Here is a 25,496-nt window from a genome sequence, read left to right as displayed (position 1 = left end):
AACCCAACGATTGCGTCGGGTGCGTCATGCGCCCGGCCCTGAACAGGAGATCTCCCAGTGGCTGCTGTGTGTGACATCTGCGCCAAGCGCCCCGGTTTCGGACACAACGTCCCCTGGTCGAAGAAGAAGACCAATCGCCGGTGGAGCCCGAACATCCAGCGCGTCCGTGTCGTCGAGAACGGCACGCACAAGCGCATGAACGTGTGCACCTCGTGCCTCAAGGCTGGCCGAGTCAGCCGCTGAGCCGCACGTTCGACGATGGAACCCGCCGCAAGGCGGGTTCTTTGTCGTTTGGATGTCGTTGTCTGCCGATACGGTGACGACGTGAATACAGTGACCCGGTGGCGCACCCGCACCCAGCAGGAGCTTCATCGTCCGTTGGCTGAAGCGGTGGGCGCCAAGACAGCCAAGGCCTTCTCAGCCATGCACGTCGAGACCGTGGGCGACGCCCTGGGTCACCTGCCACGTCGCTATCTGACGGGCACACAGACCACAGATCTGTCCAGCCTCGTCATTGACACCGAGGTCGCTGTCGTGGCTGATGTCGTCGGCGTCGAGGTTCACACCAACAAGACCATCACAGGTCGGGAGAGGCGGCCTCGTCAACGACTCGAGGTCATGCTCTCCGACGGCAACGCGCGGCTTCCCGTCACCTTTTTCGGCAAGCCGCACATCGTCTCGTACTGGCAGCGCATTTTCTCTGCCCATACTCACGGCATCTTCGTGGGCAAGGTGGGCCAGTTCCGGGGCAATCCCCAACTTGTTCACCCCGACTTCGTCATGATCGACCGCAATGGCAAGGTCGTGGCGGGCCGTGAGGAGGGCAAGGTCATGGCTGCCCAGGTGCAACGCCACGGCCTGCTGGGTCTGTATCCGCAGACCTCCAAGTTGCGCACCTGGGAGATCGCCTCGGTGGAGTCGATGCTTCTGGAGTCCACCCCCGAACTCGAGGACACCCTGCCCGAATGGCTGCGCCGGGAGGCTGATCTGCCGAGCCTGTGGCAGGCCTACCACGCCATCCACCACCCTCACTCGGTGGAGGAAGCCCATCGCGGTGCCGAGCGACTGGTCTGGGAGGAGGCCATCGCCACCCAGGTGACGATGGCCGTGCGTCGACGTCACGCCGACACTCATGATGCGCCGGTGTGCCGACGTCGTGACGACGGCCTGCTGGCGGCTTTCGAAGCGAGGCTCCCGTTCACCCCGACTGCAGGTCAGGACGAAGTCAGCCACACCATTGACACCGACCTGTCCTCCGATCACCCCATGCACCGGCTGCTACAAGGCGAGGTGGGTTCTGGTAAGACCTTCGTGGCCTTGCGAGCCATGCTCCAAGTTGTCGACGCTGGGTACCAGGCGGTCTTGCTGGCGCCCACTGAGGTTCTTGCCCAGCAGCATCACGCCACGATCACCGGGATGCTGGGAGAGCTGGCCTCCGGTGGTGGTCTGGACGCCCCGGAGAACTCCACGGGGGTTGCCTTGCTCACCGGCTCGATGAAGACAGCTGGCACCCGAGCCGCTCTGGCCGATATTGCCTCGGGGGCAGCCGGAATCATCATCGGAACCCATGCCCTGTTGTCGGGAAAGGTCATCTACAACAACATCGGTCTGGTCGTCGTCGATGAGCAGCACCGCTTCGGCGTCGAGCAGCGCAGCATTCTGACCAGTGGGGACAGCGCTCGACCTCACGAGCTCGTCCTCACCGCAACACCCATTCCCCGCACTGTTGCCATGACGGTTTTCGGTGATCTTGAGGTGTCGACCCTGAAAGAGCTGCCGTCGGGACGTGCCGAGATCCAGACCACCGTCGTCGATCTGCCAGCCCACAGTTCATGGCTCGCTCGCGCGTGGCAGCGCATCCGGGAGGAGTGCGAGTCTGGCCACCAGGTGTTCGTGGTGTGTCCGCGTATCAGCAGCGACGACGCCGACGACACCGAGGGCGACCGTCCCCCGACGGCTGCGGTCGAGGAGCTTGCCCCGCAATTGGCATCCGGTCCGCTATCAGGGCTACGCATTGACGCCCTTCATTCTCGGCTGGACTCCGATGAGAAGACCGCCGTCATGGATCGGTTCTCCAGCGGTGAATCCCAGGTCCTTGTTTCCACCACGGTGATTGAGGTGGGCGTCGACGTCCCCAACGCGACCATGATGGTCATCATGGACGCCGATCGCTTCGGCGTGTCTCAGCTGCACCAGTTGCGCGGACGAATCGGGCGAGGCAAGCTTCCGGGCCTATGCCTGCTGGTGACGACGGCCCCGGCCGGGTCGACTGCCCGTGAGCGGCTCGCCGCAGTGGCCTCATCTCGTGACGGATTCGAGCTGGCCGAATTGGACCTGGCCCAGCGTCATGAGGGCAATGTGCTCGGATCCTCTCAGTCGGGATATTCCTCGCCGCTGCGGTTGTTGCGGGTGCTGGACCACGCCGAGATCGTCACTGCATCCAAGGATCTCGCGGAGCGGTGGGTCAGGGAGAGTCCAGAGGATCCCAGGCTGCTCGACGTCGTCACCGCGACGGAGATGCTGGCTGAGGGCGATCTCATGGAGCAGGGGTGAACCGCAGGCATGGGAAAGGTCCGGATCGTTGCATGACGACCCGGACCTTTGAGAATGGTGTGTCAGTTGTCCTTGGGCTCTGGGCCGAAGGCGAAGGTACGGCCGGTGATCTGATCGCCCTGGATACGCACGTAGTTGCGCTTCACGGTCGGCACCCACGGTAGGAGCGGCATCTTGTCGCACAGGGCAAGCTCGGCCTCGTCGGTGATGACCTCGGCCTTGCCACGCACCACGACCGACCAGCCGGTCTCTTCGGTCCAGCCGTCAGCCTCGAAGGCAACACGATTGTTGGTGACGATGTCCTCAAGCTTGCTTCCAGCGGCGGTGCGGAAGACGATGCTCTGTCCGTCGACGACGTAGTTGACGGGGAATACCTCAGGTTGGTTATCGACACTGGTGGCCAGACGACCGACCTCAGCGGTGTCCAGGTAGCCCCAGCAGCTGTCCTCTGGGACGTTGGTGATCGGGTTCTCCTCATTGATCATGGGCCTATTCTCCCTGAACACAGCCCATTTCGGGAGTCGACCGGCACAAAGTTGCCGAGGTTGTTGACGATACGTCGTCACATGACCACCTCAAGTGGCCTGCCAATCCGGGGCGCCGATGACAAGGGCACGGCGCGAGATGGGCGCGAGGAAGGCAGACCGCTAGCCTTGAGGGGTGAGCAGGATTATCGCGGGACGTGCGGGCGGGCATCGTCTGGCCACCCCGTCAGGACGTCTCACCCGTCCGACGACCGATCGGGTGCGCGAGGCCGTCTTCTCAGCCCTGGCAGCCTGGAACGCAACGGCTGACGAGGCCCCCGAGGATCAGCTTGCCGGGCAGGCTTTTTGCGACCTGTTCGCAGGGTCGGGAGCAGTGGCTCTCGAAGCCGCCAGTCGCGGGGCCTCCCCGGTCGTCGCCGTTGATCGGGATCGTGCCGCGTGCACCGTCATGAAGGAGAACTCACGAGCCACACGACTGGCGATTGAGGTAGCCCCCCAACCGGTGTCGGCATTTCTGGGCGAGACTCGGCAGACCTTTGACATCGTCTGGTTCGACCCTCCCTACGACGTGGATGACGAGGTCGTGGACTCCCTCATCTCCTCCGCGACGCACAGCGCCCTCGCCGATGACGGCGTGGTGGTGGTGGAGAGGTCACGGCGAAGTCGAGCCCCCCGGTTTCCGGAAGGATTCGAATCGTGGGATTCTCGTTATGGTGAAACCGTCGTCTACTACGCCCAACGCAACCGTGAACCCGTGGAGCAGCAGTGAAAGCAGTTTTCTCAGGATCCTTTGACCCCATCACTCTCGGCCACGTCGACATCGTGACCCGAGCCGCCGAGCTTGTTGACCAGGTCGTCGTCGGGGTGGCGGTCAACTCAGCCAAGAACGGCATTTTCTCCATGGAGGAGCGGGTGGCCTTCGTGCGGGATGCCGTCGCCGACATCCCCGGTGTCGAGGTCGCCCTCGTTGACGGGTTGCTCGTCGACTTCTGCACCGAGCAGGGGGCTGACGCGATCATTCGTGGGCTGCGCTTTGGTGGGGATTTTGACTACGAGCTCCAGATGGCACACCTCAACAAGGCCATGAGCGGGATCGAGACGATCCTGCTGCCGGCCGGACGCGAATTCGGCACGATCAGCTCATCCATGATTCGCTCGGCAGCATGCAATGGGGGCAACGTCTCCCAGTTCGTGCCAGCCATCGTCGATGCCGCCTTGAAAGAGAAGTTCCCGCGCTCCTGAGGGCACGCACTGATCGAGTGAGGGTACGAGACGACCGGGGCGGGCGCATCACCCATGATGGCCTGCCCCGGTCGTCGTCGTTGATTATCGCTGTTGCTGCCCGTCAGTTGTTGCGACGTCGCGCGCCGCTACCGCCCTGTTGCCAGGGCAGCGGGCCGTCAAGGGGACGAGCATTGACGCCTGCGGCACGAAGCCGTTCCACATGACAGGCCAGACGATCCGCGAAGGTGGGGTCATCGACGCTGCCACGCCAGGCGACCTCGGCGAGCACGCTGGCGCGCGGGAAGGCCATGTACTCCATCTGGCGAGGATCAGGGATGTACTCGCTCCACAACTGGCCCTGGATGCCGAGAAGGTTGGCGCGGTTGGCCTCCCCAACCCCCTCCCACGGGTCGAGCTCGGCCACCTTCTGCCACGGGGTGTGACCTCCGATGGCGTGGGGTTCGTTGGGATCGTCGGACTGGTAGTGATCGAAGTAGAGCATGTCGCTGCGGCTCATGACGACGGGGTGACCTTGGGCCATGGCTCGCTGACCAGGTTCGACGCCACGCCAGCTCATGACGACAGCTCCAGGCACCTCGCCGTGCTCGATGACCTCATCCCAGGCCACCGCGATGCGACCGTGGGATTCCAGCCAGTCCCGCAGGTGCTCGGTGAACCAGCGCTGGATCTGCTCGCCGTGTTCCAACCCGTGGGCATGGGCCAGGGCATCGGCGGCAGGATTGTCGCGCCACTGGACGGTCGGGCACTCATCGCCGCCAATGTGGATCCACGGCGAATCGAACACGTCGAGCAGCTCGGTGAAAATCTGCTCGACGGCGTGCAAGGTCGCGTCTGTCAGCTCGAGAACCTCATCGAAGATACCGAAGGTGGTCGCCACTGGACGCTTCTGCCCATCCCCGAACTGCGGGTAGGCGGCCAACAGGGAGCGGACGTGGCCTGGCACGTCGATCTCCGGGACGATGGTGATCCCGCGACCATGGGCGTAGCGGACCAGGGCTCGAAGCTGGTCCTGGGTGTAGAAGCCGCCATGCGGGGTGCCGTCCTGGGTGTCGAGGTCGGCCAGCACGCTGGTGGATTCGCGCCAGGAACCGGTTCTTGTCAGCTCAGGCAGGGCCTTGACCTCAAATCTCCACCCCTGGTCGTCGGTCAGATGCAGGTGAAGAATGTTGAACTTGTGCCAGGCCAATTCGTCGATGAAATCGAACAGCCAACGCAGCGGCTGGAAATGCCGGGCCACGTCAACGTGCATTCCTCGCCATGCCAGGGCTGGTTCATCCTCGACTCGGCAGCACGGAATCTCGACGGGGCCAGCCATGGTCCCCGGCATCCACGCCTCAACCGGGAGCAGCCCCACAACAGTCTGGGCGGCATGTCGCAGCCCCTCCATGTCAGAGGCCGAGATCGTCAACGAATCCTGGGTCACGTCGAGGCGGTACCCCTCGGCAGGCAGGGAGGGATCGACGTCAACCCGGACCGGGCCGCTGTCGGCCCGATGAAACACGACTCCGCAGGCGGCACCGAGACAGTGGTTGAGAAGGGCGATCTCGTCGTCGTCAGCGACCGTCGCGATTGTCGGTTCAGCCAGGGACAGGAATCCCTCACGAACCTCGCTGTGCTGTGGTCGGGGAACAAGAAGGTCTACCGGATGAGTGGTCATGGGCACGTCCTTTGAGAATCGTGGGTCAGTGGGCGGACATCACTTGATGCCCGTGGTGGGCATACTGGTCAGGCTGGCTCAGCGCGAGCTTGGGAGCCCGCCCGGTCCGCACTGCTTCGTCGACCCAGCTGGCAAAGAGACTACCCATCGGCGAGCACGCTGAGCGCCCCATTCCGGTGACCCAGTCCGCGCTGAACTCCAACGGCTCATCTGGCTGGTCCTGGGGTTGAGCGGTGCGCAGGTCAGGCAGCATGTCTGACAGGGCACAGGCCTCCGGCTTCGGCCTGCCATCGTTGGTGAACAGGCCGAGCGAGTACTCCAGCTCCGGGAAATCCAACAACTGGTCGGACACGTCGTGAGAACACCACCACGTCACCGCTTCCAGGCCCGGGGTGGTGGACACCGAGGTCAGGGATGACGTCACGAAGTCGGCCGCCTGGTCGTCGGGGACGTGGGTGCGGGGCGCACCAACTTCCTGCAGCCACAGCCGACGATCGGGATCAGGGCTCCACGCCCGGGCCAGCTCGAGCAGATAGCGCGGGAACCAGGTCAGAGCGGGATGTCCTTGTCCGAATCGCGGCCCGACCTGTGCGAACACCCAGGAATGGACGGTCGTCGAGGAACCCTGGGTCACTGCGTGGCGCGGGGTGAACGGATGGTCGTCAACGAACCACAGGTCGTCGTCGAATCCGAACCAGAATCGGCCGTCAGGCCACTGGTTCCGCATGGTTCCAAGCATCGTCTCCAACCACGTCTGTGCCTGGTCAACGGTGCACTCGCTGCGGGTCGGATGACAATGGCCGGGGGCCAGCGCGGCATATTGCGGAAACTCGTTACCCACCGTCATGCCAGTGACGTTCGGCTCCTCGCGCAGGCGTCGTGCCAGCTGGCTGATGAGGTCGGTCTGACCAGCCTTGACGAGCGGATCAGTAAAGAGATTCGACTCGTGCCAGGTGACCACCCAGGAGGGCAGGAAGTCGTAGCTGGACAGGTGCCCGTTGAGGGCATCGACGGTGACCTCAAGGCCGAATTCGTCGGCCGCCCGCACGACGGCAACGACGTCATCGAGGGCGCGAGGGCGCACCAGGCCGCGATTGGGCTGCAACAACGGCCAGAGAGGAAAGATGCGGACGTGATCGAGACCGAGTCCCGAGATGGCCTCGAAGTCTCGCCGGGTCGCGTCGAGATCGAGGTCAAGCCAGCTGTGGAACCATCCCTGGGATGGGGTGTAATTGACGCCAATCTTCATCGGTCACGTCCCAACCTCAGGGTCGCCACCTGGAAGGGGCGCATGGACAGACCGACGACGCCGTCAGCAAGGTCGGCAGAGATGACCGACGCGGCGACCTGGGCGCGCGGGTTGCCATCGAGAGGTTCCTCGAGCAGATCCGTCTCAATGGCCGATGTGGCATCAAAGCCCAGCTTCATCGTGGTGTGAACGTGACGCCCGTAGGGTTCATACAGCCGCACGATGACGTCGCCCGAGCCGTCCTCAGCGAGCTTGACGGCTTCCACAGCGATGCCCTCGACGCTGACCAAGGGTTCGACCGGCGACCCTTGACGACGACGCACGCACAGGTTGGCGGCGTACCCGTCACGCACGGCGTCGGTGAGGTCGGCTCCCACGTGAAGCGTGTGGAAGAAGTCATGTTCTCCCTCGTCAGCGCGCGGATCAGGGAAGCGGGCACCCTTGAGGAGGGAGGCACGCGCCACCGACCATGTGCCGCCGTTGTCCTTGGGATGGCGAGACACATTCCACCCGTAGGTGCCGGAGTTGGCGATGGCCACACCGAAACCGGGCTCGGAGAGGTACACCCAGCGATGGGCATGGACCTCGAAGCGGAAGGCATCCCACGACGTGTTGGTGTGGGTGGGGCGGGTGATGTGCCCCATCTCGATCTCGTAGTCGGCGTGGTCGGTGTGGACGTCGACGGGCCAGGCCAGCTTGAGCAGGCTGTCGCGTTCGTGCCAGTCGACATGGGTGCGCACCTTGACGCGCGGGTCGCCCGGATTGACGGTCAGGGACTGGGTGGCGCTGGAATCCCCGAAGGTTCTCGTGACGCTGATGGTCACCGACTCACCGCTGCGGGTCATGGTGGCCTCGCCGGTATCCAGGTCGGTGACGTTGTTGGCATAGAAGGGATCGATGTCCCAGGCGTCCCACATGTTCGGGAAGTCAGGGTGAATTTGAAGGAGGTTGCCACGTTGACCCGCCGGGATGGCGTCGCGACCCGACGTAGTGTCGACGAGATGGGTGATGAGGCCGTGACGGTCGACGGTCATGCGCAACAAGCCGTTGTCGACGACGAATCCATCAGCCGTCTGCTCGGCCTGAACCCCCTCAGTGACGGCCGGAGCGACCCCGGCCCCCATGGCCACGGTGGAGGCCCACGGACGGGTCATCGGAGCGGAATCGAAGACGACCTCCTCGTCACCGTCTCCGGCCAGTAGTTCCTGGGCATGGTGGATGAGTTCGGTCAGCTCATCGGAGATGCGACGATGGTCGGCGACGACCTCGCGATACACCCAGGCGATGGCCGATCCGGGCAGAATGTCGTGGAACTGGTAGAGGCAGATCGTCCGCCAGATCTCGGCGAGTCTCTGGCCGGGGTAGTCCATGAGGCCGCGCACGGCTGCGGTGGCGCACCACAGCTCGGCGTCGCGCAGCAGGTGCTCGTTGCGACGGTTGCCCTTCTTGACCTCGTACTGGCTGGTGAAGGTGCCACGATGCAACTCAAGGTAGAGCTCTCCGACCCAGGTGCCGGGGTCCTCGTGTTCGGACTCGGCACGGGTGAAGAAGGTGGCGGGGGGCTCGATGGCCACCTTGGGGGATCCGTCGAGATCCGCGACGCGACGGGCCTGGGCGAGCATCTCGCGGGTGGGGCCGCCGCCACCATCCCCGTAGCCGAAGGGGACCAAGGAGGAATTGGCACGCCCCTTGTCCTGGAAGTTGGACCGGGCATGCTCAAGGTCGTGGGCTGACAGGTCGGAACCGTAGGTGTCGGCGGGTGGGAAATGGGTGAAGATACGGGTCCCGTCGATTCCCTCCCACCAGAAGGAGTGGTGGGGGAACTTGTCGACCTGGTTCCACGAGATCTTCTGGGTCAGGAACCAGCGCGCACCGGCCAGTTTGGCCAGCTGAGGCAGGGCTCCCGAGTACCCGAAGGAGTCCGGCAGCCACACCTCGGGGCAGTGGTGGCCGAACTTCTCCATGAAGTAGCGCTGCCCATACAGCAGCTGACGGCACATCGCCTCGCCACCAGGCAGATTGGCGTCAGACTCCACCCACATGCCTCCGACCGGGATGATCCGGCCGTCCGCGACGGCCTTGCGCAACCTGGCGAAAAGGTCAGGGTGGTCCTCCTCCAGCCATGCCGAGTGCTGAGCAGCCGGGAAGGCGAAGAGATGGGTGGGGTCGTTCTCGATGAGATTGAGCTGATTGGAGATCGTTCGGGCGACCTTGCGTCGGGTCTCCCGTAGCGGCCACAACCAGGCTGAGTCGATGTGAGCGTGGCCAATGGCCGTCATCGTCTGGGCAGAGTCGTGGGCCCGACGAGCCAGGGCGGGGGCTAACTCGGCACGAGCTGCTGAGGCCGACGAGGAGACGTCACCCAGATTGATTCTGTCCATGGAACGGTCCAAGGCGCGACGGATCTCCCAGCGACGCTCGGAGTCCTCCGGCAATTGGGCAGCCAGCCCGGACAGAGTGACGATGTCGGCGATGAGTTCACGGACCTCGTCATGGACGACGACGAGGTCGGCTCGCTTGAGGGTGTAGTAGGCCTCGGTGGAGGCCGTGAGTTTGTCGCCGTCCTCGGTGGGTTGGAAGGGGGGCTGGGCCAGCAGGATCGGGTTGGAAACTGCCTCGACGTAGACGTCAATGTGACCGTCGGCGTCAGCCTCGACGGGAATCCACGTGTTGCGCGGGTTGAGAGCCTTGATGACCGACCCATCCGGACGTACCACGAGGCCCTCGGACTGGAAGCCGGGGGAGTCCCAGACGCCGCCGAGGTCGACGATCATCTCGAGGTGATCGTCGCGGTGTTTTGGTGGCACGGTCGCGGTGAGGTGGAGCCAGGTCGTCCCCCACGGTGGTCCCCACGGGTCGCCCACACGGAAGGGCTCGTAGTTGAGGGCCAGTCCGGCGCTGATCGAAATGGGCTCTCCCTGTCCGCGGATTCCGGGGCGACAGTTCGGTCCCTCGGCGGTGTCAGTGACGGGAGCCCACTCGACGTCGAGTTGGCACACCGTGGTGGTTTCGGCGGGGCGGATCTTCTCAGCGAGATGGCGGTGCACCCGGCCGTCAAGTATGGGGGCGTGATCATGCATGGGAGTCCCTGGCGGTTGCGACATTGACAACGGATAGTTTCTACATTGAAGTCTAGCGACTAATACGGTTTAGGGAAATCGTTGGGAACCAGTTGTGAGCGGTCTGTCGGGCTCGCAAGCGAGTCAGAGGGCCGACCGCCCCTGGATGATGACCTTGGTGAGGTCGGGCGGTGCATCCTGGCGGCGAACGGGCCGATGGTGGCCGGATGGCGGTTCCGGTCGTGGGGAGGGTGACGGGCGCGCTGCCTCAGGTGGAGACCTCCGATCCCATGGTCAAGAAGTCGTTGCGGAGGGTATTTTTGCGGCGCCGCTGAAACGTTTTACCTGTCGTCTGTCATGGTCCTAAAATGGTGTAGCGCGGGTGAAGGCCGTGTGCCCCGGGCGACGTCGCTCATCACCCTGCGACCATCAGAGCATTGATGCTTCCGGAAGGACCGTGGCTTATGGGCAGGACGACGATCAAGGACATCGCCAGAATCGCCGGTGTGTCGCCAGGTGCGGTGTCCTTCGCCCTCAACGACAAGCCCGGTGTTTCTGAGGCCACCCGAGCTCGTATCAAGGCGTTGGCCAAAGACATGGGATGGCGTCCCAACGTCGCAGCGAAGGCGTTGTCGGCCAACCGCGCGGGTGCCGTCGGTCTGGTCATTGCCCGTGACGATCGCAGTTTTGCCGGGGAAGGCTTCTTCCTGCACCTCATCGCGGGGATGGAGGAGGTTCTCGCTCCCGCGCGAACTGCCTTGGTGTTGCAGCTGGTCGGCTCCCTCGAGGAGGAGTGTGAGATCCATCGACAGTGGTGGGCCCAGCATCGCGTGGACGGCGTCGTCCTGGTCGATCCGGCACGCAATGACCCGCGATGGCCCCTCATGTCCCAGATCGCCATGCCGTGCACGGTTGTCGGAGCAACCAAGGACACCCCACTGCCGGGTGTTCACACTGACGACGCCGCTGCTGCGCGAAGCATCGTCAACCATTTGGCTGACCGAGGTCACCGTCGCATTGCGCATATTGGCGGTGACCCGAGCCTCGAGCACAGCATGGTGCGACGCCGAGTCTTTGCCCAACAAGCGCAGACTCGCGGAGTCGTCGTCATCGAGGCAGCAGCCAGTGATTACTCCGAGCAATCCGGGCTGCAGGAAACCAGTGCACTTGTGTCCCGGCCGGACCGTCCCACCGCCATTGTCTATGACAACGAAGTATTGACCTTGGGGGGCATGACCTCCTTGACACAGCACCGGCTGCGGGTCCCCGACGACGTCTCGGTGGTGTCCTTCGAGGATTCCCCGACATGCCGGGTGATACCCCCCGGGATCACCGCGTTGCGTCGTGATCCGTCCATTCTGGGAAGGGACGCGGTCGCGATGCTCATGAGCATCATTGATGGCCATGACGTCGAGGACATCACCGAGGAGCCGCCTGAACTCGTCGTCCGGGGTTCCATAGGTCAGCCCTGACGCCCCATCTCCTGTGTGACATCGAAACGGTTCCACAAACAGTCCACAAATGGGAAGGGCCGGAACCCCGTAGGGTTCCGGCCCTTCCCCATCGTGGGTGTGGAGCTCGCGGACGCCGAGCGTTCAGCCCTTCACACCGCCGCTCTCCACGCCCCGGAAGAAGACCTTCTGCATCGACGCGAAGACGATGATGATCGGTACCAGGGCGATGATCGTTCCGGCTGCGACCTCTCGGGGATCAGTCGACATCGTCGAGCTGAGGTACTGCATGCCGACGGTCAGGGTGTACTTGTCAGGATCGTTGAGGACGACCAGCGGCCACAGGAAGTCATCCCAGGCGCCGATGAAGGAGAACACCGCGACCACCGAGGCCATACCTCGGATGTTGGGCCAGACCACGTGTCGGATCTTGTCCCACGTGTTGGCCCCGTCGACGGTCGCCGCGTCGAGGACCGACGGTGGGACCGCCCGGCATGCGGTGGCCATGAGGAGCACGTTGATGGCACCGACGACACCTGGGATAGCGACGCCGGCCAGGGTGTTCGCCAGGCCCATGCCCTTGATGACGAGGTACTGGCTGGTCAGCGTGACCTCACCGGGGAGCAGGAGGACCGACAGCAGGATGCCCATGACGACCTTCTTGCCGCGGAACTTCATGCAGGTCAGCGCGTAACCAGCGAAGGAGGACAGCACGACGTTGCCGACGACGCACACCGCAGCGATGATGAGTGAATGCCAGGCGTACCTGAAGATCGGGACGACATGGGCGACGCGACGGTAGGCGTCGACGCTGAACTCCTGCGGGATGAGGTGGGGCGGGAAGGAGTAGATGTCCTCGTTGACGCCCTTGAGGGAGGTGGACAACTGCCACAGGAAGGGTCCGACCGAGATGATGACGACGAGGATCAGGAGGATGTAACGTCCGATGAGCCCGGCAAGGGTGGGACGGGTCGGGTCGAAGGACCGCCGGCCACGCCACGGCTTCTGCTTGGCTCGACGAGTTGGGCTGGAGGTACTCATGCCATCGTCTCCTTCGTGGCGGCTTGGAGGGCTGCAGCCCGGCGGGCACGACGGCCAGCCTGCTTGGGTTTGCGGTCGGACCTCAGGTCCTTGTTGTTGGCCCAACCGATGACTGCCAGCGGAATGAGGGTGAGGAAGAACAGCACGACTGATAGGGCCGAGGCGTAGCCGAGCTGTCCGGACAGGCCAGTGCTGACCTGTTTGATGACCATGACGAGGCTGGAGTCCTCGCCGCCCGGGCCACCGGTTCCATTCGTGAGGACGTAGAGCTCGGAGAAGATCCTCATGCCGGACACCGCGATGAGGGCGATGATGAGGATCATGGCAGGACGAATGCCAGGAATTGTGACATTGCGGAACCGCTGGAAGGTACTGGCACCGTCCAGGGCGGCAGCCTCATGGAGGTCATGGTCGACGTTTCCGAGGGCCGCGAGGTAGACGATCATGTAGTACCCGAGGCCCTTCCAGACCGTCAGCAGGATCGCGCACCCCAACAGCTTCCACCGATCGACGAGGAAGGGGATGGCGCTGTTCGTGAGCCCCATCCATTGCAGGGACTGGTTGATGAGACCGCGGGAGTCGAACATCCAGCTCCAGATGAGGGCCACGACGACGACCGAGGCGATCACGGGAAAATACGCCACGGTGCGGAAGAAGGAGATCCCGGGGATCTTCTTCTCCACGAGCAGGGCCAGCAGCAACGGCAGGATCGTCAACAGCGGGATGCACACGATGACGTAGATGAACGTTGTCTCCATGGCATTCCAGAACATGTCGTCATGCCACAGCTCGACGTAGTTGTCGAAGCCGATGAACTGCCCGCCGACGAGGGGCCGAGCGTTCGTGAAGGACAGGATGATCGTGTTGATGAAGGGGTAGAGGGCGAACACGACGGTCCACACGACTGCTGGAGCCACCAACAACCATGGGGTGTACCAGCGGTGGGAGTTCATGGGCTCACGTCCTTAGCGAGGTAGGGGGCTGTCAGGTAGAGAAGGTGGGGCCGGCCCCGCACAGGAGCGGGGCCGGCAGGGAATCACTTGGCCACGTGGTCGTTGCAGTACTTGACGGCCTTGTCGAGGGCATCCTTTGATGTGATGTCACCACGAATGGCCGAGGCAACCTGCTGGCCGAAGTAGGTGCCCATCGCATCGGTGTACTCCAGCGGTCCACCGCTCTTCGCATCCTTGATTTCGTCCGCGAGGAGTTCGGCAGCCTTCTTCATCTGAGGATCCTCGATAACCGAGGTGAAGGATTCCGGCTTGTCGTTGGCCTCCTTGGTGCCGGGCAGGAAGCCCTGGGCCAGTTTCACGAACTCGACCTGATTGGTGTTGTTGGTGACGTACTGGGCGAAAGCCACCGCCAGGTTCGGGTTCTTGGAATCAGCCGAGACGCAGAGACCCTGGACGAACAGCGGCGGAACGCCGATGCGCTTGGTCATCGCGATCTTCGGAGCGAGCTTCGGGGCGTCCTTCTTGACATCGACCGGGAAGGAGGCCGAGCCGGTGGTCCAGGCGACCTTGCCCTGGATGAAGAGCTTGGAGTTTCCGAAGTAGTTGTTCTGCAGCACCTCGGGTGGGATGGCCTTCTTGGCGTAGAGCTCGGCGTACTTGTCGATGATCTTGACGGCCTCGTCGGTGTTGAAGGTGAACTTGCCGTCCTTGAAGACCTCGATGCCCTCGTCGACGAAAACACCGAGGTCCGGAGCGACGGAGATGAGGGGCATCTTGCCGCCGGACTTCTCGGCCATGGTGATGGCCTGCTCGTAGAGTTCGTCGCGGGTGGTCGGCAGTTTCTTCGGGTCGAGGCCGTACTTCTCGAAGGCCTCGGTGTTCCACCAGTTGAGGTCAGAGCCGAGGTACCACGGGTAGCCATAGACCCCGTCGTGACCATCGAAGGTGTAGGCGTCGATGCCGCCCTTGGTGTAGATGTCGATGGCCTTGGGGTCAGCCTTCTTGAGGTCCATGACCTTGTTGGCCTTGAGGAGCTGCCAGGCGTAGGTCTGGGGAATGTTGATGACGTCGGGCAACTGACCTGCGGTGGCCTGCTGCTGGATCTTCTCCTCGTAGCCCTCGCCCGGCTGGTCGAGCCACTTGATGGTGGTACCAGGATGCTCCTTCTCGAAGTCCTTGATGAGCTTCTCGAAGTACGGGGTGAACTTCTCATTCTTGAGCGACCAGGTCTGGAACTGGATGCTGCCCTCGAGCTTGGCGGAGGTGTCGACGGATGTCTGGTCTGACGGCTTGTCCTCGGATCCGCTCATGCCGCAGGCGCTGGCAGCCAGGACGGTCGCCAGCGCGGCCGTACCACCGAGGAGTTGACGTCGGCCGATGGTGAGATTTGCCATGTTCTCTACTTCTTCCTTGAAGGGGGTCCCCACATGAATCCGACCCCAACGCCGGTGCCGGATCCCAGCGAACTAATACGCTTTAGTTCAGAGTGCCCGAAACGGAGTCAACAGTCAAGCTGACACACAGTTTTGGTCCGGCACTAGCCAGCGTTGTAGACTGGACAGCCGGTCATGACCTCGTCGTGTTCCACCGGTCGAAGGGATCTTTGCGATGAATACCACCCATCGCCACCCCGACGCATCCCCGGATCTCGTCATCGAGACCCATTCACTGCGTCGGCAAGTGGGTCAGATGATCCGGGTTCAACGGACGGTTCCCGCTCCGGCGGATCTCGGTGTCGACATGATCGGCGTTCCTGAGGACTCTCCTTTCGATCTCGACCTTCGGTTGGAATCGGTGGGTGAAGGAGTTCTCGTCACCGGGACCGTCGAAGCCACCTTGGAGGGGGAGTGCTCCCGCTGCTTGGATCCCATCGAGGAGGATCTCGTCCTCGACATCCAGGAGCTGTACTTCTACCCGGACAAGGAGGTTGAGGAGGACGCCAGTCGGGTCAGTGCCGAGGAAACGATCGACCTTGACCCTGTCGTGCGTGCCGCCGTGGTGCTGAACCTGCCGTTCAACCCGCTGTGTCGCGACGACTGCCAGGGGCTGTGTCCAGACTGCGGCGCCAACCTCAACGACGACCCGGACCATGACCATCCGGATCGGATCGATCCGCGCTGGGCGGCTCTGCAAGGGCTGGTCAGCGAGGATGATTCGGACAAGTCCTGAAACGCCCCCCAACGGTGTCCGTGTCGTGCGGATGCCACACCTGAAGCACACCAAGGAGAAGATCGTGGCCGTCCCGAAGCGGAAGATGTCCCGCAGCAACACCCGCCACCGTCGTTCGCAGTGGAAGACGGTCGCTACTCAGCTCGTCACCTGCGCCAACCCGGCGTGCGGTGAGAAGCACCTGCCTCACACCGCATGCCCCTCGTGCGGCCAGTACGGCCCGCGTGGCGAGAGCCGTCAGGTTGCCGAGGTCTGAGATCGGCACCGTGAGCGCACGAAAGGACCACAACGTCAGTGCACCCGAGTACGGGCAGTGGCCTTTCCTGAGTCTTCTCGAGGAGTTGGGGATCAGATGTGACCCCCAACTCCTCGATCTCGCGCTCACACACCGCTCCTACGCCTTTGAGAACGGTGGCATTCCCACCAACGAGAGGCTGGAGTTCCTCGGTGACGCCGTCCTTGAGGTTGGCGTCACGGATTACCTTTACCGCGCCTTCCCGGACAAGCCGGAAGGGCAGCTCGCCAAGCTGAGGTCGGCGGTCGTCAGCACGGTGTCCTTGGGGCGGCTGGCTCGTCGTCTCGACATCGGGCCTCATATCAAGCTGGGCAAGGGCGAGGAACGCACTGGCGGCCATGACAAGACCTCCATCCTCGCCGACACCACCGAGGCCCTGCTGGGTGCCGTCGAGCTGTCGGCGGGACTGTCCGATGCCCTGCGTCTCGTGCACCATCTCTTTGATCCCCTCGTGGATGAGGCGGACCGTTCGGGAGCTGGCACCGACTGGAAAACAGTCCTTCAGGAGTATTGTGCCGAGCACGGTTTTGACGCTCCGCGATACGAGATCGTCGGGTCAGGCCCGGACCACAATCGTCGCTACTGCGCCAGGGCAAATGTGGATGGCAAGCTGCACGCTGCCTACACCGGCCACAACAAGAAGGAGGCCGAGCAGGGGGCAGCCCAGCGTGCGGTTGCCGCACTGATCCCTCCCCGCAGCGGTGCCTGAGCTTCCTGAGGTCGAGACGGTACGAGCCGGACTTGCGAACCTCATCATCCCGTCGGGCGTCGAGCGCGTCGACGTGGTGGATGTCCGTGGTTTGCGCCCTACAGGTGGCCCGGGAGAGGCAGCCTCATTCGAGATGACTCTGACTGGACGTCACCTCATCGCCGCCAATCGCCGGGGCAAGTACCTGTGGTTCGTCCTCGACGACGCCATGGCGATGCTGGCCCACCTGGGGATGAGCGGACAGTTTCGTGTCGTCGACAGGCACGCCCCACGGCATCGCCATACCCGTGTTGTCATTGGCCTCGACGATGGTCGCGATCTACGGTTCCTGGACCAGCGCACCTTCGGCGGGCTGACCTTGGCCCCACTGATTGACGGTGTACCCGGGCCAATCGCCCACATTGCCCCTGATCTTTTCGAGGATTCCTGCGACATTGACGAGGTTGCCCGCCGGTTGCGGGCACGCCGGTCGACTGTCAAGAGGAGTCTGCTCGATCAGACGCTCGTCTCTGGTATCGGCAACATTTATGCCGACGAAACCCTGTGGTGGGCTCGACGTCACCCCGAGACTCCCTGCTCGCGCCTGACTCAGCGCAAGGCCGTGGAGTTGTTGGAGACGGCGCGTGAAGTCATGAGGGAGGCGATTGCCCAGGGCGGGACGTCTTTCGATGCCCTATACGTCAACGTCAATGGGGAATCGGGGTACTTCGACAGATCACTCGATGCCTATGGTCGCGAAGGCGAGCCGTGCAAGCGATGTGGGACCCCAATGCGACGGATCCAGTTCACCAACCGCAGCTCCACGTTCTGCCCGAGGTGCCAGCGGCTGCGCTGATCAGAGTTGTCTGCCGTCAGGTCCCGGTGTCTTGTCGGACATGGGCCGGGGGAGGATGTCGTTCACGACGGGGCGAGCGCTGGGTTCAGGGCATTGCACATGGGGGCGACGGCAGTGATCTTGCCACGCCAGAGCACTGCAGCGTTGTGCAAGCGTACGTGATCGCGTACGGTTGATGTATGACCGCCATTTCTGCCACCACTGCGCGTGCGAACCTCTACCGCCTGATTGATCAGGTCAACGAGGAGTCTGCGCCGCTGACCATCACAGGCCAGCGGGGTAACGCCGTGCTGGTGGGGGAGGACGACTGGCGGGCGATCCAGGAGACCCTGTTCTTGGAGTCGATCCCGGGCGTGACTGCATCCATCCGCGAAGCCCGCGCCGAGGGTGTCGAGGCTGGATCGGATGAGTTGCCGTGGTAGCTGACCCCTGGCGGCTGGTCTATTCCCGGCAGGCTCAGAAAGACGCCAAGAAGTTGGCGGCCGCAGGTCTGAAGCCCAAGGCGTCGGCGCTGCTGGAGCTCATCGTCCAGGATCCGTTCGCGTCCCCGCCGCGGTTCGAGAAACTCGTTGGCGATCTGTCGGGCTGCTACTCACGACGCATCAACATCCAGCACCGGCTGGTCTACGAGGTCCTCGGTGACGACCACGTTGTCCATGTGCTGAGAATGTACACGCGCTACGAGTGATCGCGGCGTCGATCTCGTGTCCGTTGGGGTCTCAATAGGAATAGCATCCGCCCACTCACGGCGCTCATGACAACCTTAGGGGGCATTTTGCAGGTCCTCCAGGGGCATTTTGCAGTACATCTAGGGGGTGTTTGGCAGCTGGTAGATGGCCTCGCCGGCTTCATCGTCGGTGGACTCCAGGCTCAGACCGAGCGCTTCCGCCAGCCGAATGGAGGCGGAGTTGATTGGGTCGATGATGGCAACGATCTGAAGATCGGGGCGCAGCTGACGTGCTCTGGTGATGACGGCGCTGGCAGCCTCTTTGGCGGAGCCATGGCCCTGGGCCTCGGGAGCGAAGCGGTAGTAGAGGTTGAGAACGTGTTTGCCATTGAGGGTCTTGATGCGCACGCCGGTGAATCCGATGGTGGCACCCTCGTGGGTCGAAAACCACGAAGTAGCCGATGCCATCGCGGTTCCAGTCCTGACACCAGGAGTCCAGAAGCTCCTCAGCCTCCCGTCGAGACGTCATCACCAGGTTGGGCCGGTGGGAGTAGGTGCGCGGGTCTGAATGGATGCGGTACACCGCGTCGACGTCGCCCAATTGAGGGCGCGTCAGCCGGAGGCGCGATGTGACCAATTCCTCTGAGTTTTCCATCAAGCGCCAGTGCAGGTGTCCCATGGAATCCCAGCCTAGACGCCAGCCATGGATCGGCTGGCAGGCATCAGCGTAGCGGTGACGCGGGGCATGCTCGGCTAGGCTGACTTCCCCGGAGGGACACCGTGACGAGCGAATACAACGTGATTCCCAGGTGGTCGTTGGCTTCGCATCGAGGGCACGTGAGGCAGGCTCCTCGTTGGTTGCGGACCTCGCTGATCCGATGGTGGCTGGCGACGTTGAGGCCATGCGGCGCCTTCTGCTGATTTCGGCATTCGGGCACGCCCTCGCGTGAGTGCTTTACCGAGGAGCCGAGACATTCGTAGAGTGGTTTCATGCACGACGCTCTCATGCTCGGTGACCTACCTCCGGCCCAACTGCCCGGTGAGGCGCTCGCCCGAGCCTTCGCCCAGTACCACTGGCAGCGGGGCCCGCTGCAGGATGCCGATGAGTACGCGTTCGTCTGGAAGTACCATCCCCGCTTCGACCTCATGGCGATGATCGACTTTGAGCCCGGCCTCGAGGAGCCGCCCGCGTCGCTCCTTCCGCAGGACGTGAGCGCGGTCTACGTGCTGCGCGGCCAGCACAACCCCGATGACCTCGACTACGGCGTCGCCCCCAACCGCCCGGTGCCAGACTCGCTCCAGCACATCGAGTACGTTCCGTGGAGCCAAGTGCCGCGCGAAATCTACGACGATGTCCGCGCCACCCTTGACGCGATGACTCGCGAGGCGTGACTGCGGCTGTCTTTTCTTTAGCATTTAAGTGATTCGTTGACGTCCGTATGGTCGAGTCATGCAGCGACGTCTTCCGTTCACTGACGACACCAAGGGGTATGTCGACGATGCCTCGGCTGAGTCGCAGGCGCTTCTTTCGGCCGCCGAGTTGACCGCGATTGATGCGCCGGCGAAGCCACGTGGGGCGGTGTCAAAGGAAAACTGGTTAATGGTGGGCGCTGGTTATATTGCTGGTGACCGTTTCGTTCATTATTTGACGTCGATGGTGGTCTTGATGAGCGTGGTACGCGCGCGCTCAGTTTCGGGGCTCGCAAGTTCCTCGCGTATCTGACCCCTGAGAGCAAGGTGATGGTGCGCGCGCTGGGTGAGGATGGACGCCCCACCGGTAAGCCGAGGGTCACCCATACTGTCTAGACACCATGCCTAAAAACTGTGCACACCTCAGATGGTTGATGTACCATTGGCGACGTACCACCCAGAGCGCTGTACGCGAAGGTCTGAGTGATACTTGAACACCGGTGTCAAGTTGATCAGAAAGGTACCACCATGTTCGCAACACGAATCGTCCTGCCACTGTGACGGCAGCTTCCCTGCTGGTTCCCACTGCCGCGTTTGGCGCTCAACCAGCTCACGTGTTTTCTTCTTCCTCAGTCCAGGGTGCCACTGCTACCGACACGCATATGGTGACATCTCCTGATGCGCAACGCTCAATCAAACAAGTCGAAGGGCGGGGTCTCGAGCTCGGAACGCGAGAAGGAGACTCCATCTCCATCGATCAGGGGCTGGCAATGTGGAAAGACTCCTCCGGTTCCGTAGTCGCGCAGATTACGCTGACTTCGCAGGACGAAAAGGACGTCACGTTCGCTTATGATCCTGCAACTCATCGTATCGCTCCTGTGGAATCACTTATGCTCAGTAGCAACCGTGCGGCGACTGGGTGTATTCCGAAGTGGATTGGGTGGGCATGGAACATTGCATGGGGTGGGCTAGTATGTCTGCCTCTGAGTGCAGGCGTTAGTGGAGTAGCTACGCCCATCGCTGGAGCCGTGACTGAGGCTGCGTGCTCGGCTGCTGGTGGTGCTCTAACAACTGCGCACTCTTGCTGATACTAAAGTGAACGACAAGTCTCCTAACCAAAAGGACAGTAGAGATACGCAGCCCACGATCCTTGCCCTGACAGGATGGATAACTCTTTCCTTTTTCATGTTTGCCAGTACTTTTCCTTGGTACGCATACCTGGTGACGGGAGTGGTCTTCCTGGTACTGGCCTGCGCCTGGTCTTTGGCGATCGATAAGCGACAGCCAACGAATAAGGCTCTGATTGTTATGGCCGCAGCAATGGGAGTGATCCTCCTAGCTTCTCTGGGGATCTATCTTTGGACCTAAGTGTTGCGGCGCATGAGGTTGTTGACGGCGGGGAGATGACGTAGGGGGCAGGTCCTCGTCAGGATGGGAGTTGCGAAATCATCCAGCCTTCGAAGGAGTGTGCCCTTGAGTACTCATGCTCACGGACCCCTGTCGGTTGAGGGGCGTTGACGTGTGGTCCAGCGCTGTCAGCCCGTCTGATCGCCCACCTCGCCGCCGGGATGGGGATCAGCCGGGCGACGGCATCCACATGGGTCAACCGTTACCGCCGTGAGGGCGAGGCGGGCCTGCACGACCGCACAAGCCGTCCTGGCCACTGGCCACGGCAGGTCTGTGCGAGGTCGTCGCCGAGATCGTGAAGCTGCGGCGGGAACGGACGTGGTCGGCACGGTTGATCTGGATCGAACTCACCGACGCAGGAGTCGAGATCTGTGTGGCCACTGTCGGACGCTGGCTCCGCTGTTGACGGGTTCTCTCGGCTGGCCTATACCGAGCCGTTGCCTGACGAGAGGGCCACCACCCTGATCGCGTTCTGGCTCAGAGCCCGCCTCTGGTTCACCGCTCACGGCATCACCACCATCAGCCGGGTAATCACTGACAATGGGCCGTGTGACACCAGCGTGTTGCTCACCCGCCAGCTCCTCGCCGAGGCCATTAAGCATCAGCGGATCCGCCCCCTACACACCCCGCCACAACGGGAAGGTCGAGCGCTACAACCGGATCCTGGCCGAAGAACTCCTCTACGCCCGTCCTTACCGGTCACAAGCCGAACGAGCCCAGGCCGTCGCTGTCTGGAACATCCACGACAACTATCATCGACCCCACACCGCCTGCCGAGACCAGCCACCCGCATCACGACTCCCCACAAGCGTCAGCAACGTCATGCGCAACTACAACTAGCCACAATCAACGCGATCACAGGCTGAGGCAAGAACAGAACCGACAGGACGCACAGCAACAGAATCGGCCTCGACCATGCCGACGTTGCCAGCCGACTTCTTGGTTTGACGCGTGTTCGGCATATCATGGTGGGAGTGACCACTGAGCCATCCATGCCCGCGAGACGACGCATCAAGAAGCGCCACATCATCGAATTCGTGAAATTCGGCATCGTGGGTGGCTCCGGATTCCTGGTCAATATTGTCGTCGCCATCATCATGAACAAGCTGAATGGTGGCACCGAGCATGCCCAGGACATCCTGTTCAACCTGGCAGGAACTCGGTGGAACTTCCGTTTCACCAGCCTCGTCTGGCTGACGGGCTTCGTGGTGGCCAACGTCACGAACTTCCAGCTCAACCGTTCCTGGACCTTCAAGCGGGAACACCGCCGCTCTTGGTGGCGCGAGTTCTTGCCCTTCTTCGCGGTGGGGTCTGTGGCAGCCATCATCGGCATGTTCATCAAGATTGCGTTCACCAATCCCACCTCGCCGATCTATCTTCCCGAACCGTGGTTCCACGAGAACAAGGGGCTTCACTCGCGCGAGTACTGGTCGCAGATCTTCGCCATCATCGTGACCATGCCCATCAACTTTGTCGTCAACAAACTATGGACGTTCCGGGCGGTCAAGCACTGTGGCGAGGTTCCGATGGTCGCCCCTGCTGTCTCTCCGGAGATTCTTGACGCCGACGACTCGTCCAAGGCTCATCAGCACGCCTGACAGTCCCCTCCCATCAGGTACCCTGCACGTGGTACCCAGTTGACGGAAAGGTCGTGCTCGGATGGTCGTTTTCATCATCGCGATGATTCTCATCCTGGCGGTCGCGCTGGCCGTCTGCGCCGTGGTGATGTTTGGTTTGCGCCATCCTGGAGACGATCCCGATGCGAGTTTCTGGCGTCATACAGCCACTCGGGTCGGGGAGGATCTCAATGGTGAGCGACGCCGTTGAGGCGATGTGCATCCGTGACGCTGTGACGTGAGGACTAGTATCGGCGGACGTGGACCTGACTTACCTGATTTGGATCATCCTCGGCATCCTCATCCTCGCGACGGTGGCTGCCGCCATCACCGCTGGTGTCTCACGACGCAAGGCCCTTCGCGAGGGTTCCAAACCTGCGGAGATTGAGCAGACCCCGACCACCGAACCCGAAGCCGTTGGCGAGGAGCAGGCTGAGGCCCCGGAAGAACCTAAGGCTGAGGCTCCGGCCGAACCGAAGGCTGAGACCCCGGAAGCTGCCGGTTCGCGGATGGCGCGCCTGCGCCGCCGTCTCGCCAACAGCAACAATGCCCTGGCCCGTGGACTCGCGGAGCTGCTGAGTGCCGACAAGCTCGACGACGACACCTGGGATGACTTCGAAACGACCCTCATCACCTCCGATCTTGGTGTTGGTCCGACCACCGAACTGGTCGAGAAGCTGCGCTCCGAACTGGCGATCGACGGTGTCTCCGACCCGGCCCATGCCCGCGATGTGCTGCATCGTGAGCTCGTCGACCTCGTTGGTCCGACCATGGATCGCACCCTCAACCTCGACCATCCCGAGGGTAAGCCAGCCGTCATCCTCATGGTTGGCGTCAACGGCACTGGTAAGACGACGACCTGTGGCAAGCTGGCCCGCGTACTCGTCGCCGAGGGCAAGACGGTTCTTCTTGGTGCCGCGGACACCTTCCGAGCTGCCGCTGGGGAGCAACTGGAAACCTGGGGCGAGCGCGTCGGCGTGCGGACTGTTCGTAAGGACGAGGGGGCTGACCCTGCCTCGGTGGCCTATGAGGCTGTTCAGGCCGGTATCGACGACGGCGTCGACGTCGTACTCGTCGATACCGCTGGCCGTCTTCACACCAAGGCCGGTCTCATGGATGAGCTGGGCAAGGTCAAGCGCGTCATCGAGAAGCTGACTCCCCTCAGCGAGGTCCTGCTCGTTCTCGACGCCACCACCGGCCAGAACGGTCTGACTCAGGCTCGTATCTTCTCCGAGGTCGTTGACGTCTCCGGAATCGTGTTGTCCAAGCTCGATGGCTCCGCCAAGGGAGGCATCGTTGTGCAGGTGCAGCGCGAGTTGGGTGTCCCGGTCAAGCTCATCGGACTGGGAGAGGGCCCCGACGACCTGGCTCCGTTCGATGCCGAGGACTTCGTCACAGGCCTCATGGGTGACGAGCCTGCTGGACACTGACGAAGAGCCTGCAGTTGACCGGTGCGTTGTCATCGCATGATGCCGCGATGATGGTCAGTATTCTCAGTCCTGAGCTGTGCACTGCTGTCCTCATCGCGGCTTTTGCGCTGCCACTGGCATTCGCCATATGGCGGGCCGTCCACAGCGCGGGGAGTTGGTGGCGCAAGGTCCTGAGCGGTGTGGGCCATTACCTGGTCATCGTCGTGGCCCAGGCGCTATTGATCGTCGGGGTGTTCCTCGGCATGAACCGGGAATACGGGTTCTTCGCGAGTTGGTCAGACCTGTTTGTCGAGGCTGATCCGGCAGCTCCGATTCACGACCTCGTCCCGATTCGTCGCACCAAGGTCAAGGACATACCCATCAGCAAGGACAATCCTCATCCCAATGGGTACCTGACGGGGTTGACGATGCCGGGCACGGACCCTCAGTACGGTCACGTCCCGGTCTGGTTACCGCCGCAGTACTTTGAGAAATCTGCGCAAGGCACCCGATTCCCGGTGCTGTATTACATCGGGGGACTCAACGACACCGGTGACCACGCCAACGTCTCGATGGATCTCATCACACCGGCTCAGGACCTGGTGACGAGTCGGAAGATCAATCCTTTCGCCATCGTCTTCCTACCCGGCCGAATCCGCCGCGGCATTGACAGCGAGTGCCTCGACGTCGGGCCGGTCCGTCACGAGTCATGGATCATGAAGACGGTCTTGCCTCGTATCGAGTCGCGTTACCGCGTGGGACACGAGCGAGGATCGCGATTCATCGGTGGCTGGAGTTCTGGCGGATATTGCTCGGTCAACCTCGCCACCAAGTACCCGAAGTCTTTCAACGCTGGAATTGGAATCGGCGGGTACTACCACCCCACCTTCGAAGGGCAGATTCTCGCCAGCGTGTCTCAGCCACTTATCGACGCCAACTCAGTCATGCGCCGGGTGCACGACAACAGAATCGACCGCAGTGTTCGGTTCCTGTCTGTTCTCAACCGCAGTGATGTGCAAAGTTGGGGTCCGGAAAAGGGAACCGTGATCAGTAATGGTCAGATTGGACCCGACGCTGGGCAGTTCTATCGACTCGCCAACGGTCGTAAGCAGTTCCCTTTCATCGTGTTGAACGGAGGCGGACACCGCGGCGCCGTGTACATGCCCTACGTCCAGCAGTGTCTGGAATGGCTCGGCCAGTTTGGTCTGTGACCTCGCGTCGAATCATCATGTCAGCCGGGGACGGTAGGCTGTCCCGGTAAGGAACTACCGCGCTGAAGGACAACC

25 protein-coding genes and 1 pseudogene are annotated in these 25,496 nt (G+C 62.6%); 18 read left to right on the top strand and 8 right to left on the bottom strand.

Going from position 1 to position 25,496, the window contains the following annotated elements:
• The first annotated feature begins 57 nt into the window (after nt 1-57).
• Complete coding sequence (rpmB, locus tag O6R08_RS06705) at nt 58-243, top strand: 50S ribosomal protein L28 (RefSeq protein WP_002514277.1); 186 nt, start codon at nt 58-60, stop codon at nt 241-243.
• Nucleotides 244-258: 15 nt separating this feature from the next.
• Nucleotides 259-2,553 (top strand): ATP-dependent DNA helicase RecG, encoded by a 2,295-nt coding sequence (locus O6R08_RS06700; RefSeq protein WP_271417436.1) that lies wholly within the window; start codon nt 259-261, stop codon nt 2,551-2,553.
• A gap of 62 nt (nt 2,554-2,615) precedes the next feature.
• On the opposite strand, the gene O6R08_RS06695 is transcribed toward O6R08_RS06700, so the two are convergent.
• Entirely contained in the window at nt 2,616-3,038 is a 423-nt protein-coding gene (locus O6R08_RS06695) for a pyridoxamine 5'-phosphate oxidase family protein (protein ID WP_271417435.1), read from the bottom strand.
• Between the two features lie 214 nt (nt 3,039-3,252).
• On the opposite strand from O6R08_RS06695, the gene O6R08_RS06690 reads away from it, so the two are divergent.
• Complete coding sequence (locus O6R08_RS06690) at nt 3,253-3,807, top strand: RsmD family RNA methyltransferase (protein WP_271419299.1); 555 nt, start codon at nt 3,253-3,255, stop codon at nt 3,805-3,807.
• Complete coding sequence (gene coaD, locus O6R08_RS06685; RefSeq protein ID WP_271417434.1) at nt 3,804-4,280, top strand: pantetheine-phosphate adenylyltransferase; 477 nt, start codon at nt 3,804-3,806, stop codon at nt 4,278-4,280. The genes O6R08_RS06690 and coaD overlap by 4 nt, the downstream gene beginning before the upstream one ends.
• A 103-nt stretch (nt 4,281-4,383) precedes the next feature.
• Here coaD and O6R08_RS06680 read toward each other — a convergent pair whose 3' ends face one another.
• The 3 genes from O6R08_RS06680 to O6R08_RS06670 are packed head-to-tail and all read right to left on the bottom strand — an operon-like array spanning nt 4,384 to nt 10,269.
• Nucleotides 4,384-5,940 (bottom strand): beta-N-acetylhexosaminidase, encoded by a 1,557-nt coding sequence (locus O6R08_RS06680; protein ID WP_271417433.1) that lies wholly within the window; start codon nt 5,938-5,940, stop codon nt 4,384-4,386.
• 25 nt (nt 5,941-5,965) lie between these two features.
• Nucleotides 5,966-7,189, bottom strand: a complete 1,224-nt coding sequence (locus tag O6R08_RS06675; RefSeq protein WP_271417432.1) for a glycoside hydrolase 5 family protein — start codon at nt 7,187-7,189, stop codon at nt 5,966-5,968.
• Nucleotides 7,186-10,269, bottom strand: a complete 3,084-nt coding sequence (locus tag O6R08_RS06670; RefSeq protein ID WP_271417431.1) for an alpha-mannosidase — start codon at nt 10,267-10,269, stop codon at nt 7,186-7,188. Before O6R08_RS06670 ends, O6R08_RS06675 begins: the two co-directional genes overlap by 4 nt.
• Nucleotides 10,270-10,712: 443 nt before the next feature.
• Here O6R08_RS06670 and O6R08_RS06665 point away from each other — a divergent pair, with 443 nt between their 5' ends.
• A complete protein-coding gene (locus O6R08_RS06665) occupies nt 10,713-11,720 on the top strand; it encodes a LacI family DNA-binding transcriptional regulator (RefSeq protein WP_271419298.1) in 1,008 nt (335 codons plus the stop codon).
• A 123-nt stretch (nt 11,721-11,843) separates the two neighbouring features.
• Here O6R08_RS06665 and O6R08_RS06660 read toward each other — a convergent pair whose 3' ends face one another.
• From O6R08_RS06660 to O6R08_RS06650, 3 genes are all read right to left on the bottom strand, one after another.
• A complete protein-coding gene (locus tag O6R08_RS06660; RefSeq protein ID WP_271417430.1) occupies nt 11,844-12,740 on the bottom strand; it encodes a carbohydrate ABC transporter permease in 897 nt (298 codons plus the stop codon).
• On the bottom strand, nt 12,737-13,693 hold the full coding sequence (locus tag O6R08_RS06655) for a carbohydrate ABC transporter permease (protein ID WP_271417429.1): 957 nt from the start codon (nt 13,691-13,693) through the stop codon (nt 12,737-12,739). The genes O6R08_RS06660 and O6R08_RS06655 overlap by 4 nt, the downstream gene beginning before the upstream one ends.
• Before the next feature lie 83 nt (nt 13,694-13,776).
• Nucleotides 13,777-15,087, bottom strand: coding sequence for an ABC transporter substrate-binding protein (locus O6R08_RS06650; protein WP_271417428.1), 1,311 nt, complete (start codon nt 15,085-15,087; stop codon nt 13,777-13,779).
• A 214-nt stretch (nt 15,088-15,301) separates the two neighbouring features.
• Between O6R08_RS06650 and O6R08_RS06645 the strand changes: the two genes are divergently transcribed.
• The 6 genes from O6R08_RS06645 to O6R08_RS06620 all read left to right on the top strand — a co-directional run bounded on the left by O6R08_RS06645 (nt 15,302) and on the right by O6R08_RS06620 (nt 18,389).
• Nucleotides 15,302-15,862, top strand: coding sequence for a YceD family protein (locus O6R08_RS06645; RefSeq protein WP_271417427.1), 561 nt, complete (start codon nt 15,302-15,304; stop codon nt 15,860-15,862).
• Nucleotides 15,863-15,926: 64 nt separating this feature from the next.
• Nucleotides 15,927-16,118: a 50S ribosomal protein L32 gene (gene rpmF, locus O6R08_RS06640; RefSeq protein ID WP_271419297.1), complete on the top strand. Its 192-nt coding sequence runs from the start codon at nt 15,927-15,929 to the stop codon at nt 16,116-16,118.
• Between the two features lie 10 nt (nt 16,119-16,128).
• The gene (gene rnc, locus O6R08_RS06635) at nt 16,129-16,866 is read left to right on the top strand and encodes a ribonuclease III (RefSeq protein WP_271417426.1); all 738 of its coding nucleotides are present in this window, start codon (nt 16,129-16,131) and stop codon (nt 16,864-16,866) included.
• Nucleotides 16,859-17,701: a bifunctional DNA-formamidopyrimidine glycosylase/DNA-(apurinic or apyrimidinic site) lyase gene (gene mutM / locus O6R08_RS06630; protein WP_271417425.1), complete on the top strand. Its 843-nt coding sequence runs from the start codon at nt 16,859-16,861 to the stop codon at nt 17,699-17,701. Before rnc ends, mutM begins: the two co-directional genes overlap by 8 nt.
• Nucleotides 17,702-17,880: 179 nt before the next feature.
• Nucleotides 17,881-18,123 (top strand): type II toxin-antitoxin system Phd/YefM family antitoxin, encoded by a 243-nt coding sequence (locus O6R08_RS06625; RefSeq protein WP_271417424.1) that lies wholly within the window; start codon nt 17,881-17,883, stop codon nt 18,121-18,123.
• Nucleotides 18,117-18,389, top strand: a complete 273-nt coding sequence (locus O6R08_RS06620; protein WP_271417423.1) for a Txe/YoeB family addiction module toxin — start codon at nt 18,117-18,119, stop codon at nt 18,387-18,389. The genes O6R08_RS06625 and O6R08_RS06620 overlap by 7 nt, the downstream gene beginning before the upstream one ends.
• 120 nt (nt 18,390-18,509) lie before the next feature.
• Here O6R08_RS06620 and O6R08_RS06615 read toward each other — a convergent pair whose 3' ends face one another.
• Nucleotides 18,510-18,836, bottom strand: a complete 327-nt coding sequence (locus tag O6R08_RS06615) for a GNAT family N-acetyltransferase (protein ID WP_271417422.1) — start codon at nt 18,834-18,836, stop codon at nt 18,510-18,512.
• 522 nt (nt 18,837-19,358) lie between these two features.
• On the opposite strand from O6R08_RS06615, the gene O6R08_RS06610 reads away from it, so the two are divergent.
• From O6R08_RS06610 to O6R08_RS06580, 7 genes and pseudogenes are all read left to right on the top strand, one after another.
• Complete coding sequence (locus O6R08_RS06610) at nt 19,359-19,760, top strand: hypothetical protein (protein ID WP_271417421.1); 402 nt, start codon at nt 19,359-19,361, stop codon at nt 19,758-19,760.
• Between the two features lie 58 nt (nt 19,761-19,818).
• Nucleotides 19,819-20,091 (top strand): hypothetical protein, encoded by a 273-nt coding sequence (locus tag O6R08_RS06605; RefSeq protein WP_271417420.1) that lies wholly within the window; start codon nt 19,819-19,821, stop codon nt 20,089-20,091.
• Between the two features lie 1,208 nt (nt 20,092-21,299).
• Nucleotides 21,300-22,025, top strand: a pseudogene (locus O6R08_RS06600) (integrase core domain-containing protein).
• Between the two features lie 125 nt (nt 22,026-22,150).
• Nucleotides 22,151-22,783: a GtrA family protein gene (locus O6R08_RS06595; RefSeq protein WP_271417419.1), complete on the top strand. Its 633-nt coding sequence runs from the start codon at nt 22,151-22,153 to the stop codon at nt 22,781-22,783.
• A 61-nt stretch (nt 22,784-22,844) separates the two neighbouring features.
• Nucleotides 22,845-23,012, top strand: a complete 168-nt coding sequence (locus tag O6R08_RS06590; protein ID WP_271417418.1) for a hypothetical protein — start codon at nt 22,845-22,847, stop codon at nt 23,010-23,012.
• 49 nt (nt 23,013-23,061) lie between these two features.
• Entirely contained in the window at nt 23,062-24,231 is a 1,170-nt protein-coding gene (gene ftsY / locus O6R08_RS06585; protein ID WP_271417417.1) for a signal recognition particle-docking protein FtsY, read from the top strand.
• A gap of 47 nt (nt 24,232-24,278) precedes the next feature.
• Nucleotides 24,279-25,421: an alpha/beta hydrolase gene (locus O6R08_RS06580; protein ID WP_271417416.1), complete on the top strand. Its 1,143-nt coding sequence runs from the start codon at nt 24,279-24,281 to the stop codon at nt 25,419-25,421.
• The last annotated feature ends 75 nt before the right edge of the window (nt 25,422-25,496 follow it).

Origin of the sequence: Cutibacterium equinum, assembly GCF_028021195.1 — a bacterium.
Classification (GTDB): Bacteria; Actinomycetota; Actinomycetes; order Propionibacteriales; family Propionibacteriaceae; genus Cutibacterium; species Cutibacterium equinum.
The sequence above is the reverse complement of the archived record's forward strand: the minus strand, read 5'-3'. Positions and strand labels throughout refer to the sequence as shown.

Excerpts from the sequence above, each read along its gene's own strand:
- O6R08_RS06625 (WP_271417424.1), top strand. The coding sequence starts at position 17,881 with ATGACCGCCATTTCTGCCACCACTGCGCGTGCGAACCTCTACCGCCTG.
- O6R08_RS06670 (WP_271417431.1), bottom strand. The coding sequence starts at position 10,269 with ATGCATGATCACGCCCCCATACTTGACGGCCGGGTGCACCGCCATCTC.
- O6R08_RS06605 (WP_271417420.1), top strand. The coding sequence starts at position 19,819 with ATGCAGCGACGTCTTCCGTTCACTGACGACACCAAGGGGTATGTCGAC.
- O6R08_RS06660 (WP_271417430.1), bottom strand. The coding sequence starts at position 12,740 with ATGAGTACCTCCAGCCCAACTCGTCGAGCCAAGCAGAAGCCGTGGCGT.
- O6R08_RS06655 (WP_271417429.1), bottom strand. The coding sequence starts at position 13,693 with ATGAACTCCCACCGCTGGTACACCCCATGGTTGTTGGTGGCTCCAGCA.
- O6R08_RS06615 (WP_271417422.1), bottom strand. The coding sequence starts at position 18,836 with ATGGCATCGGCTACTTCGTGGTTTTCGACCCACGAGGGTGCCACCATC.
- O6R08_RS06665 (WP_271419298.1), top strand. The coding sequence starts at position 10,713 with ATGGGCAGGACGACGATCAAGGACATCGCCAGAATCGCCGGTGTGTCG.
- O6R08_RS06680 (WP_271417433.1), bottom strand. The coding sequence starts at position 5,940 with ATGACCACTCATCCGGTAGACCTTCTTGTTCCCCGACCACAGCACAGC.
- O6R08_RS06695 (WP_271417435.1), bottom strand. The coding sequence starts at position 3,038 with ATGATCAATGAGGAGAACCCGATCACCAACGTCCCAGAGGACAGCTGC.
- O6R08_RS06580 (WP_271417416.1), top strand. The coding sequence starts at position 24,279 with ATGATGGTCAGTATTCTCAGTCCTGAGCTGTGCACTGCTGTCCTCATC.
- O6R08_RS06595 (WP_271417419.1), top strand. The coding sequence starts at position 22,151 with ATGGTGGGAGTGACCACTGAGCCATCCATGCCCGCGAGACGACGCATC.
- O6R08_RS06610 (WP_271417421.1), top strand. The coding sequence starts at position 19,359 with ATGCACGACGCTCTCATGCTCGGTGACCTACCTCCGGCCCAACTGCCC.
- O6R08_RS06645 (WP_271417427.1), top strand. The coding sequence starts at position 15,302 with ATGAATACCACCCATCGCCACCCCGACGCATCCCCGGATCTCGTCATC.
- O6R08_RS06590 (WP_271417418.1), top strand. The coding sequence starts at position 22,845 with ATGGTCGTTTTCATCATCGCGATGATTCTCATCCTGGCGGTCGCGCTG.
- O6R08_RS06675 (WP_271417432.1), bottom strand. The coding sequence starts at position 7,189 with ATGAAGATTGGCGTCAATTACACCCCATCCCAGGGATGGTTCCACAGC.
- O6R08_RS06700 (WP_271417436.1), top strand. The coding sequence starts at position 259 with ATGGAACCCGCCGCAAGGCGGGTTCTTTGTCGTTTGGATGTCGTTGTC.
- O6R08_RS06650 (WP_271417428.1), bottom strand. The coding sequence starts at position 15,087 with ATGGCAAATCTCACCATCGGCCGACGTCAACTCCTCGGTGGTACGGCC.